General features: G+C 33.3%; 13 protein-coding genes. 10 read left to right on the forward strand and 3 right to left on the reverse strand.

Translation table 11 applies throughout. The annotated features are described in order from the left end of the window. The first annotated feature begins 374 nt into the window (after positions 1–374). The 4 genes from GKR88_21330 to GKR88_21345 all read left to right on the forward strand — a co-directional run bounded on the left by GKR88_21330 (position 375) and on the right by GKR88_21345 (position 3,082). A complete protein-coding gene (locus GKR88_21330) occupies positions 375–1,085 on the forward strand; it encodes a hypothetical protein (GenBank protein ID QMU66582.1) in 711 nt (236 codons plus the stop codon). Next, positions 1,082–1,336, forward strand: coding sequence for a hypothetical protein (locus GKR88_21335; GenBank protein ID QMU66583.1), 255 nt, complete (start codon positions 1,082–1,084; stop codon positions 1,334–1,336). The genes GKR88_21330 and GKR88_21335 overlap by 4 nt, the downstream gene beginning before the upstream one ends. 258 nt (positions 1,337–1,594) lie before the next feature. Next, positions 1,595–2,710 (forward strand): hypothetical protein, encoded by a 1,116-nt coding sequence (locus tag GKR88_21340; protein ID QMU66584.1) that lies wholly within the window; start codon positions 1,595–1,597, stop codon positions 2,708–2,710. 18 nt (positions 2,711–2,728) lie between these two features. Beyond that, the gene (locus GKR88_21345) at positions 2,729–3,082 is read left to right on the forward strand and encodes a DUF2019 domain-containing protein (GenBank protein ID QMU66585.1); all 354 of its coding nucleotides are present in this window, start codon (positions 2,729–2,731) and stop codon (positions 3,080–3,082) included. Between the two features lie 110 nt (positions 3,083–3,192). On the opposite strand, the gene GKR88_21350 is transcribed toward GKR88_21345, so the two are convergent. Next, positions 3,193–3,411, reverse strand: a complete 219-nt coding sequence (locus GKR88_21350; GenBank protein QMU66586.1) for a hypothetical protein — start codon at positions 3,409–3,411, stop codon at positions 3,193–3,195. Positions 3,412–3,435: 24 nt separating this feature from the next. Continuing rightward, the gene (locus GKR88_21355) at positions 3,436–3,783 is read right to left on the reverse strand and encodes a helix-turn-helix domain-containing protein (protein ID QMU66587.1); all 348 of its coding nucleotides are present in this window, start codon (positions 3,781–3,783) and stop codon (positions 3,436–3,438) included. Between the two features lie 161 nt (positions 3,784–3,944). On the opposite strand from GKR88_21355, the gene GKR88_21360 reads away from it, so the two are divergent. The 6 genes from GKR88_21360 (at position 3,945) to GKR88_21385 (ending at position 9,797) form a co-directional block, all read left to right on the forward strand. Next, positions 3,945–6,470: a toprim domain-containing protein gene (locus tag GKR88_21360; protein ID QMU66588.1), complete on the forward strand. Its 2,526-nt coding sequence runs from the start codon at positions 3,945–3,947 to the stop codon at positions 6,468–6,470. A 223-nt stretch (positions 6,471–6,693) separates the two neighbouring features. Further along, a complete protein-coding gene (locus GKR88_21365) occupies positions 6,694–7,308 on the forward strand; it encodes a hypothetical protein (protein QMU66589.1) in 615 nt (204 codons plus the stop codon). Further along, the gene (locus tag GKR88_21370) at positions 7,238–7,624 is read left to right on the forward strand and encodes a hypothetical protein (GenBank protein ID QMU66590.1); all 387 of its coding nucleotides are present in this window, start codon (positions 7,238–7,240) and stop codon (positions 7,622–7,624) included. The genes GKR88_21365 and GKR88_21370 overlap by 71 nt, the downstream gene beginning before the upstream one ends. A gap of 54 nt (positions 7,625–7,678) precedes the next feature. Then, positions 7,679–7,999, forward strand: a complete 321-nt coding sequence (locus GKR88_21375; protein ID QMU66591.1) for a hypothetical protein — start codon at positions 7,679–7,681, stop codon at positions 7,997–7,999. A gap of 406 nt (positions 8,000–8,405) precedes the next feature. Beyond that, on the forward strand, positions 8,406–9,425 hold the full coding sequence (locus GKR88_21380; protein ID QMU66592.1) for a hypothetical protein: 1,020 nt from the start codon (positions 8,406–8,408) through the stop codon (positions 9,423–9,425). Between the two features lie 18 nt (positions 9,426–9,443). Beyond that, positions 9,444–9,797: a DUF2019 domain-containing protein gene (locus GKR88_21385; protein QMU66593.1), complete on the forward strand. Its 354-nt coding sequence runs from the start codon at positions 9,444–9,446 to the stop codon at positions 9,795–9,797. 110 nt (positions 9,798–9,907) lie between these two features. On the opposite strand, the gene GKR88_21390 is transcribed toward GKR88_21385, so the two are convergent. Continuing rightward, the gene (locus tag GKR88_21390) at positions 9,908–10,126 is read right to left on the reverse strand and encodes a hypothetical protein (GenBank protein ID QMU66594.1); all 219 of its coding nucleotides are present in this window, start codon (positions 10,124–10,126) and stop codon (positions 9,908–9,910) included. Positions 10,127–10,345: the final 219 nt, after the last annotated feature.

Here is a 10,345-nt window from a genome sequence, read left to right on the forward strand (position 1 = left end):
AGTGCAGTTTTTGGGACTTTTTTCGGATTTTCAATCCGATTCATTTTAGTTTTTAAGCAACCTATTTTTAGTTGATTTTTAGATTTTTAAAAGTAATCTCAAAGCTATTTTTTTCGTTGTTTTATCCATTTTTTGGATCTTGGGTTTGGTGGTTTGTTTTTTGCTTCTTTTGGGTCTTTTTTTTCTCTTTTTTACTTTGGTTTTGGGCTGTTTTTGGTTTTGTTTTTCTGTGTTTTTCGCCCCCACAAAAACCCCTGAAATGAGGACGGAATGGGGCTTTTCTTCTTTTGCCCTTTGTGGTATATCTCTTGCTTTTTTGCCTTTTTATTTTGCCTTATTTAGCGTTTTATTTTAATCTTTTTAACCCCTTTTTTATGGAAAATTTTAATGCAAAAACCTCACAAAACGCAGTTCCTTTTTTAAATTCAGTAGGACAGTTAGTCAAAACCCCTATTCCAACCCTTAAATTCCCTAAAACAAAGGGATTGACAGTAGGACGACAACCAAACCAAAACCCTCGCACGCACACACGCACACGTGTAGCCAATTTTGATTTTACAAAAATTACTGAAAAATCAATTTTTAAATTACGCAAAGTAGTAGAAAATGATTTTTTACAAACCGTTCCGCTTTTGTTTGATGAACTGCAACAGACAAAAGTAGTTTTTCACAATACGGACTACGTAAACGCTATTTTTAGCACCTATCACAAAAAACACGCTTTGTTGTTTTTAGATTGGGTAAAAACCTTTGCTATGATACGAAGCACCAACAGACCTGAACTGATGAGCGATGTTTTACAAACTGATGATGAAGATTTTTTAACCACTTTTAAACTTTTTAAATTACAACATAAACAGCCCAAACAACAACGCATCAATCAAAAAGAGCAAATATGGAGTTTGATACTTAAATATTTTCCTACCGAACCTTTTGAAACCAAAGAACTTTTTGCGAAAACAGCTATAGACCGTAGTACCGTAAATCAGTTTTTAAACCAATTTAAAGAAGAAAACAAGATAAAACGTTGTCGCAAAATAGGGGCTTGTTATCGCTATCAAATAGTAAAAACCGATGTAAAATGAAAACACTAGACCAAGATACTTTTAACGATTTTGAGAACAAACAAATCATTTGGGAACTCTACGGCGATTTGTTGGATTTTTACGACCAAGATTGTTTTACTTCCGAGCAGGTTGCTTATGATACCGTACATAGCAAAAAACTAATCAATAAGGTACTGCATCGGCTGATACAACACAAAGCTGTGATTTGCATAGGAACAGACCACTGGGGAATGAAAACCTACCGTTTAAACGAAGAATTTAATCATTAGCTACTTCACTTATATATTGCTTTTAACACGCCTAACGGCGTGTTTTTTTTGTGGTTTTTCCGCCAAAGGCGATTGGGCTTATTTCGACAAGCTCAATACAGGTTTTTTACCGCTTTGCGGTGGGCTTTTTTCAGATGTTTTTTTAGTTTATTTTTGGTCTTTTTAAAGCGGTTTTTTTGTCTTTTTCCTTTTTTTTCTCTTACGATATTTTTTTTGTAGTTTTGAAACAATTCTTTTTACAAAAAGTTTTTAAAAAATTTGAGCTGTCTAAAACTGAAATATCATCAAAGTACTGAACTAAAATTAGTTTGGAATAAAAAAGCACTGACCTCAAAGAAAAGTGATTTAAAAGCACGTAGTTATTTCCTCTTTGGGCTTAAACAAAAAGGGTATAATAATGTAGTTAGTTCTAATGGGAATAGTGTAGCGCAGAAGTTTGGATTCAATGGAGTTGAATTAAATGAAAGTTTAGGACTTGATTTAATGGAGATGGATGTGAGAATGTATGACCCAGCCATTGCAAGATTTAATGGAATAGATCCTGTAACACACTATTCACAAAGTACAAGTGTTGCTTTTGATAATAATCCTGTCTTTTGGGCAGATCCTAGTGGGGCAGATAGTCAGTCAATGGAGGAATGGCATGCTTCTAATGTAGCTCAAGATGAAGATTGGCATAATAGTATTGATCAAAGTAGTGGAATATCTACTAGTCAGAATTCTTCTTCTTCAAGTAGTAATTCAGGCACAAGTAATAATTCAGGAACAAGCAATTCTGAATCTCAAGACCCTTGCCCAGAATGTAAAACATTTGATGATTACTATTATTATTATTTACTACGTTTAGCATATTATACTAACTCAGACTCACAAGCAAGGTATAAAAGGGCTTTAAAAGATACAGGAACAGGTATTTTAAAAGCTGGTCTTCAAACTTTAGAAGTAAAGAACATAACATCAGTAAAACGCTCAGAAGAATTCGGTCACTTTTTTGGCATTTTCCTATTTGCTCTTTTAGAACCAGGTCCTGGAGCCGAGTTTAAATTTGCTAAGAAGGGATTTAAATCGTTCTCAGCTTTTAAAAAGGCATTGGGACCAGCGGGAAAAGGAAAAGCATGGCATCACATCGTAGAACAGAATCCTGCTAACATAGCCAAGTTTGGACCAGAAGCTATTCATAATACGAATAACGTGATGAAATTATCCCATGGAAAAGGAACCATACATGCGAAAATTTCTGGGCATTACAGTTCAAAACAAGCATTTACAAATGGCAAAACAGTTCGTCAATGGTTGAATACAAAGAGTTTTGAATACCAACGTGACTATGGAGTTCGGAAATTAAAAGAATTTGGTTGGAAACCTCCTCAATAATAGAGAAATTAGATAATTATGAAAATAGATAGTTTAGAAAATGCGATTGATATATTTAAAGGAGCATCCATTGAACATGGAAAAGCATCAGAAGAAGGTAATTATAAAGTTGGAAACAAGAATTATTATAAAATAGTAGATGCTGCAAAATACTTAAATGAGAATGACGCAATTCATGAATTATTACAACTTTTAAACAATGAGAACGTTAGTGTTCAATTGTGGGCTGCAACCTATTTGCTTGAAAATCATGAAAATGAAGCGATTAAGTTATTAACTTCTATCTCAAAGAAGAATATTACACATTTTTCTTTTAATGCACAAATAACTTTGGATGAATGGAAAAGTGGAGATTTGAAGTTACAGTATTAGGATAGTTTTCTAAAAAAGCCCCGCTGGCAAAGTCTCCTGATTTAGCGTAATTAAAATAGAGAAGCCACTTTGGAAACAGAGTGGTTTTCTATTTTTAGAAGTATGCTTTTTTATATTAACTTGGGTTTTCTAATAAAATAAGGTTTTTCTAATATCCATCCAAAGCGTTTGGTGATATAATCAATACAAGGTTTTTCAAATTCAGGTACCTGTTTAAAATCAAGAAACACTCCATGTCCAGGTTCTATTACATTATTATAATGCTCCGCCCAAATTTTAGCCTTTTCTTCTATAGTGGTATTAGCAGGATAAGTAATTGTATTTTCCATTTTGCAATATTTTAAAGTTTATTTTTAAGCTACAATTTGTTGTATTTGTTTTTTTGTAATAAAAGCATCTAGAAAAGTAATAATCATTTCTTTGTCTTTTTCATTTAGCGTTTCTATTTTTTTAAATAGGTTTAATATTTTATTATTAGATAAATGATTTTCTGATATATTTTCATTCCCGTTAATAAGAAAATCTACAGTAGTGTTCAGTGCTGTAGCTAATTTACTAATGACTTCTGAAGAAGGAATTGCGCCTCTTTTTTCATATCGTCCAATTTGAACATAGGTTAAACCTACTTTTTCTGCTAATTGAGATTGTGTAAAATCATGTTTTTTCCTTAATATCTTTATTCTTGTTCCAATATCATTCATAATACTTTTAAGTTTTATTAACAGTAAAAAAGTTATTCAAATGTACTAAAACAAAGACTTTTTAATACGTATTGTTAACAAAATAATACACACAGAACATATCTAATTAATAATTAAAGGTATTATTTTAATACTTTTGAATATTAAATTATTTATCAACAATGGACATTGGAACATTTAAAAAGGAGTTGGATATTTTAGAAATAGGAAAAGAACTAGGTTTAAAAATAGAAAAGAACGGTGCTTGTTTATGTCCGTTTCATAAAGATAAAAAACCGAGCTTGATGTTTTCCAGAGAAAAACAAATTGTTACTTGTTTTAGTGGAAACTGTTCTGCAGGAACGATGGACGTAATAGATTTGGTACAAAAGTTCTATTCTTGGGAATTGCCTAAAACCTTAGAATGGTTAAAGCCGTATGCAAATGTTGTGGAAACTCCCAAAACTACTCCAGTAAAAACAAGCATGAATTACGAAGCACTCTTTAAAAAACTACAACCGAAATTAAAACAAAGTAGCAACGCAAGAACTTATTTAGAGAGTCGTCATTTAGATTACAAACTTTTAGAAGCAGCTTTTAACAAAGGCAAAGATTACAACTCTTTAAAGCACTGTGTTATTTTTCCTCTAAAAAACAAAGATGGGAACATTGTAAGTCTATACGGAAGGTCGATAGCATCGACAGGTAATTACAAACATTTTTACACCAAAAACAGACAAGGTCTGTATCCAAAATATCCACCTGCAACAACAAAGAAATTAATCATTACAGAAAGTATTATTGATGCAGCGACCTTGCAACAGCATTTTACACTTCCAAGAGATACGGCAATTTTAACAGCGTACGGTACAAATGGCATCACACCACAACATACCGAGGCGGTAAGCCAATTAGAACATTTACAAGAAATTATCCTGTGGTTAGATGGCGATGATGCAGGTAAAAAAGCCACCGAGAAATATGGCAAAGAATTTGCTAAACAATATCCAAAATTACAGATTAGCAAAGTACCCACCTTAGATGGCGAGGATATTAATTCTTTATTGGACAGTCATACTTCAGAAATCGTTACCCAGTTTTTTGAAAAACGAATACAGGTAATATCTACAAAACAACCACAAAAAGACTACACTTTAAATATTGAAACTCATAAAACAATTTACCAAGACGAACATCTAAACATCCAAGTATTAGGCAAATTAGATACAAAAAATCTAGGCGCACTTCGAGTTACGTTAGTGGTAAAAAGCAAACACAATCCCAATCAGATACCCGTTAGAAATACTTTAGATTTATACCACGGCGACCGCATAGAAAAGTTTGTAAGAACCTGTGCAGAGAAACTAGAAACGGGTACAAGTTTTATAAGAAAGGCTTTAAATACCCTCACAGAGGGTTTAGAAAACCACCGATTACAGCAAGTTGAAATTGCCCAGGAACAACAAGATGAAAAACCAACGTTAAGAGAACTTACCAATCAAGAAAAACAAGCAGCTCTTTTACTTTTAAAGGATAAAAACCTAACAAAAATCCTCACTCAAAAATTACAAAATACAGGTATTGTGGGCGAAGAGAAAAAAGCCCTTTTTTTATTTACCATTTTATTGAGCCATCAAATGCATCATACTTTACACGCTATGGTTCAAGGAACTTCGGGAAGTGGCAAAAGTCATTTAATAAAAAAAGTGGCCGACTGTATGTTTAACCAACAAAAAATCAAACGCTTTACCAGAGTTAGTGAGAAAAGTTTTTATAATTATGGGAGTTACGACTTGCAACATTGTGGAATTATTTTAGAAGATTACGATGGACTGGCAGAAGAAGCGCAATTGGCATGGAGAGAATTGCAAAGCAATGGACAATTAAGTAGCAGTGTGAGTTTAAAAAACGAAATGACAGGCGAGATAAAAAGCGGAGAAAAATGGGTCTACGGTCCGATTGCTTCCTTAGTGGCTACTACAAAATTTAGATTGTATGAAGACAACCAAAGTAGAGTATTTACCATTGCCATTGATGAGAGCGAAGCACAAACAGAAAAGGTGTTGGAATATATGGCTTCAAAAGCATCCAAAGGCATCACAGAACAGCAGGAACAACAGGCTATACGTGAAATCCAAAACTTAGTGAGTTTATTAAAACCCTATGCTGTACAAAATAACTACCGATTGCATTTACCAAAAACCACCCAACAACGTAGAAGATTAACGCAAATGCTACATGATTTTATAGAGCAAATAACTTTACTACATCAATACAATCGGCAGAGAATCTCCGCAGATACACAAGAACCACAAACGCTAATCACAGAACTAGAAGATCTAGAACTGGCGGTAGATCTCATGTTTGAAAGCATTGTATTAAAAACCGATGAACTCGATGGAATCCTACGACAGTTCTATGAAAACTTAAAAGAATACATTACTAAAAAAGCCAAGAAAATAGGAAAGAGTTTATCTGAAACTGACTTTATACAAAGAGAAATCCGACAAGAATTTAGAATTAGTAAAACACAGCTCTTTCGTTATTTTACAGAATTACAGGAACTGGAATACATTACAAAAACCCATACAGGAAGCAGAAATACCTTTAGTTATAAAATAGGGTATTGGGATAATATAGAAAAATTACGAACAGAAATAAGAGATTATTTATACAAACAAATCCAAGCATTTAAGAAGAATACCTAAAAAGGCAATTACTTTGGAACGCTTTGGAACGGAAAAGGAACGCTTTTGGAACGGTTAAAACGTTGATATACAGTAAATAAAGTAGTAGCGTTCCAGAATTCCATAACAAGAATAAATAAGAGAAATAAAAAATTGCTATAGAAATCATCTTTTTAAAAGTAAATAACTTCTGCTTTTAAACAATTCCACACGTACACAATTTAATTTTTTAATTACAATAATCATGAACACCAGTTACAAAAAGCAGGCAGTAAAACGCTACGTAAAAATTGAAAAAATCAAGTACAGAAAATACCACATTAAAGATTTTAATTTATTGATTAAACTTATTTACCCCAAACGAGTGGTACTCAATCCTTATCATAAATTATTAGAAAAAACAGGTAGTTTTAGCAAAGTACATTTAGAGTTGATTAAAGAAACGACCGCTAATTTTACGATTTTAAATGAGTTGCACAGAGACCAAGATAAATATGGGAGATTGTATACTGTGAGAGAAGACTTAAACAATGCTATTTATTTTTTACAAAACGAACTAAAACTTAAAGAACAAGATATTTTATTGAATGCTTCTACACGTTGGTTTTACCATGAAATTCATTGGCAATTTTACGATCGTGTCTTTACCAGTAAAGAAGTTGCCTTACAACTTAGAAAAGCCAAAAGTACGGTGTATCATCATTTAACGGAATTGAAGGTGTTCGCTACGCCCCTCTGTGCAGCACTTTTTTTTGGCCAAAAAAAAATACATCGGCTTACAGCCGTTTTTGTCCAAAAAAAAGCTGCTGCCTCCCTGCTTCTGCTCCGCTCACTCGCAGCTCCTCTGTATTTTTGCTGACGGCTCCTATGGGTCGCCTACAAAAATCCACCGCTGCTTATCGGGCGCAGCCGCTGGTGCCAAAGCCTACTGCGCATTTTTTTTTAATCGATTTATTATTTTTATAATAAGGAGAAAAAAAATGCTTGTGGCGCGTCCACGCTGCTCACTTAATCGTTCGCAGACAATGTGTCCACGTCGGCTTTGGCGCTGCGCTTTCGCTGCGCTGGTTTTGCGTACAACGCAGAACACTCAATCGGCGTTGGCCTCTATAAACAGTACGGTTAAATCAAAAAAAGGGAAATACATAGTGGGCTATTATCCTGAAATGAGTTGACCGTTTTTTTAGCTAAATCCTAAAATAGATTTACAACCCGGAATCAATCCTAAAATGAGTTTACAGTTTTTAAAATCAGTACGGAAAACACTTGAGATATCACAGAGGGAAGAACTTACCATAAACGATGTAGTTCCGATGCTGAACGCACTATCGCTTGTCGGTTTTAAAAAGCTGACGATTTATCTCCCTGCTATAACCCTTTCTATAAATCCTCATCTTTTTAAAACGGAGGTAAACCGTTTTAATAATTGGCGATTTTTTAGAGGTGGAAAAAAGCCAGGGGAAAAATCGACAAGTATTAAAATGAAGCAACCGAAGGGCGCTAGTCTTCACAAAGAGCATAAAAAAAGAAGCTACCTAATTAAAAGATAACTTCTTACTTAGCAAACGATTTTAGTCCTCTAAGACGTCGTAGCTAAAATACGACTTTTTTACTTAAAAATCAAAGCTATTATCATCAATCTTAGTTCCACTGTGCGCTCAGGTAGCTATGAGCCTGGAGTATTTTACATAATTTACATTATAACTTACAAGCGAAGAACCGATCAAATAGTAAACTCCTGAATTTGTATTATAATGCCAATTATGTACAAATATCGAGGGAAAGGAAACGGAAAAAACACAGGGGTTTTGAGGAACGAAAATACTGGGTTTTTGGAGTGCGGATTTAATCATAAAATCATATATTTACAATGGTCATGAAGTGAGGACGTTCTTAAAAAAATCTGTTTTTGTCAGGTATAAGCGATAAAAAATGGGCTTTTATTAAAAAAAACGCATAAACGTCTATCCCTTTGGGCTTAAACAAAAAGGGTATAATAATGTAGTTAGTTCTAATGGGAATAGTGTAGCGCAGAAGTTTGGATTCAATGGAGTTGAATTAAATGAAAGTTTAGGACTTGATTTAATGGAGATGGATGTGAGAATGTATGACCCAGCCATTGCAAGATTTAATGGAATAGATCCTGTAACACACTATTCACAAAGTACAAGTGTTGCTTTTGATAATAATCCTGTCTTTTGGGCAGATCCTAGTGGGGCAGATAGTCAGTCAATGGAGGAATGGCATGCTTCTAATGTAGCTCAAGATGAAGATTGGCATAATAGTATTGATCAAAGTAGTGGAATATCTACTAGTCAGAATTCTTCTTCTTCAAGTAGTAATTCAGGCACAAGTAATAATTCAGGAACAAGCAATTCTGAATCTCAAGACCCTTGCCCAGAATGTAAAACATTTGATGATTACTATTATTATTATTTACTACGTTTAGCATATTATACTAACTCAGACTCACAAGCAAGGTATAAAAGGGCTTTAAAAGATACAGGAACAGGTATTTTAAAAGCTGGTCTTCAAACTTTAGAAGTAAAGAACATAACATCAGTAAAACGCTCAGAAGAATTCGGTCACTTTTTTGGCATTTTCCTATTTGCTCTTTTAGAACCAGGTCCTGGAGCCGAGTTTAAATTTGCTAAGAAGGGATTTAAATCGTTCTCAGCTTTTAAAAAGGCATTGGGACCAGCGGGAAAAGGAAAAGCATGGCATCACATCGTAGAACAGAATCCTGCTAACATAGCCAAGTTTGGACCAGAAGCTATTCATAATACGAATAACGTGATGAAATTATCCCATGGAAAAGGAACCATACATGCGAAAATTTCTGGGCATTACAGTTCAAAACAAGCATTTACAAATGGCAAAACAGTTCGTCAATGGTTGAATACAAAGAGTTTTGAATACCAACGTGACTATGGAGTTCGGAAATTAAAAGAATTTGGTTGGAAACCTCCTCAATAATAGAGAAATTAGATAATTATGAAAATAGATAGTTTAGAAAATGCGATTGATATATTTAAAGGAGCATCCATTGAACATGGAAAAGCATCAGAAGAAGGTAATTATAAAGTTGGAAACAAGAATTATTATAAAATAGTAGATGCTGCAAAATACTTAAATGAGAATGACGCAATTCATGAATTATTACAACTTTTAAACAATGAGAACGTTAGTGTTCAATTGTGGGCTGCAACCTATTTGCTTGAAAATCATGAAAATGAAGCGATTAAGTTATTAACTTCTATCTCAAAGAAGAATATTACACATTTTTCTTTTAATGCACAAATAACTTTGGATGAATGGAAAAGTGGAGATTTGAAGTTACAGTATTAGGATAGTTTTCTAAAAAAGCCCCGCTGGCAAAGTCTCCTGATTTAGCGTAATTAAAATAGAGAAGCCACTTTGGAAACAGAGTGGTTTTCTATTTTTAGAAGTATGCTTTTTTATATTAACTTGGGTTTTCTAATAAAATAAGGTTTTTCTAATATCCATCCAAAGCGTTTGGTGATATAATCAATACAAGGTTTTTCAAATTCAGGTACCTGTTTAAAATCAAGAAACACTCCATGTCCAGGTTCTATTACATTATTATAATGCTCCGCCCAAATTTTAGCCTTTTCTTCTATAGTGGTATTAGCAGGATAAGTAATTGTATTTTCCATTTTGCAATATTTTAAAGTTTATTTTTAAGCTACAATTTGTTGTATTTGTTTTTTTGTAATAAAAGCATCTAGAAAAGTAATAATCATTTCTTTGTCTTTTTCATTTAGCGTTTCTATTTTTTTAAATAGGTTTAATATTTTATTATTAGATAAATGATTTTCTGATATATTTTCATTCCCGTTAATAAGAAAATCTACAGTAGTGTTCAGTGCTGTAGC

This window comes from Flavobacteriaceae bacterium (assembly GCA_014075215.1).
Lineage (GTDB): Bacteria > Bacteroidota > Bacteroidia > Flavobacteriales > Flavobacteriaceae > Polaribacter.

Coding starts and splice junctions, on each gene's coding strand:
- GKR88_21330 (QMU66582.1), top strand. CDS start 375: ATGGAAAATTTTAATGCAAAAACCTCACAAAACGCAGTTCCTTTTTTA.
- GKR88_21335 (QMU66583.1), top strand. CDS start 1,082: ATGAAAACACTAGACCAAGATACTTTTAACGATTTTGAGAACAAACAA.
- GKR88_21345 (QMU66585.1), top strand. CDS start 2,729: ATGAAAATAGATAGTTTAGAAAATGCGATTGATATATTTAAAGGAGCA.
- GKR88_21350 (QMU66586.1), bottom strand. CDS start 3,411: ATGGAAAATACAATTACTTATCCTGCTAATACCACTATAGAAGAAAAG.
- GKR88_21355 (QMU66587.1), bottom strand. CDS start 3,783: ATGAATGATATTGGAACAAGAATAAAGATATTAAGGAAAAAACATGAT.
- GKR88_21360 (QMU66588.1), top strand. CDS start 3,945: ATGGACATTGGAACATTTAAAAAGGAGTTGGATATTTTAGAAATAGGA.
- GKR88_21365 (QMU66589.1), top strand. CDS start 6,694: ATGAACACCAGTTACAAAAAGCAGGCAGTAAAACGCTACGTAAAAATT.
- GKR88_21375 (QMU66591.1), top strand. CDS start 7,679: ATGAGTTTACAGTTTTTAAAATCAGTACGGAAAACACTTGAGATATCA.
- GKR88_21385 (QMU66593.1), top strand. CDS start 9,444: ATGAAAATAGATAGTTTAGAAAATGCGATTGATATATTTAAAGGAGCA.
- GKR88_21390 (QMU66594.1), bottom strand. CDS start 10,126: ATGGAAAATACAATTACTTATCCTGCTAATACCACTATAGAAGAAAAG.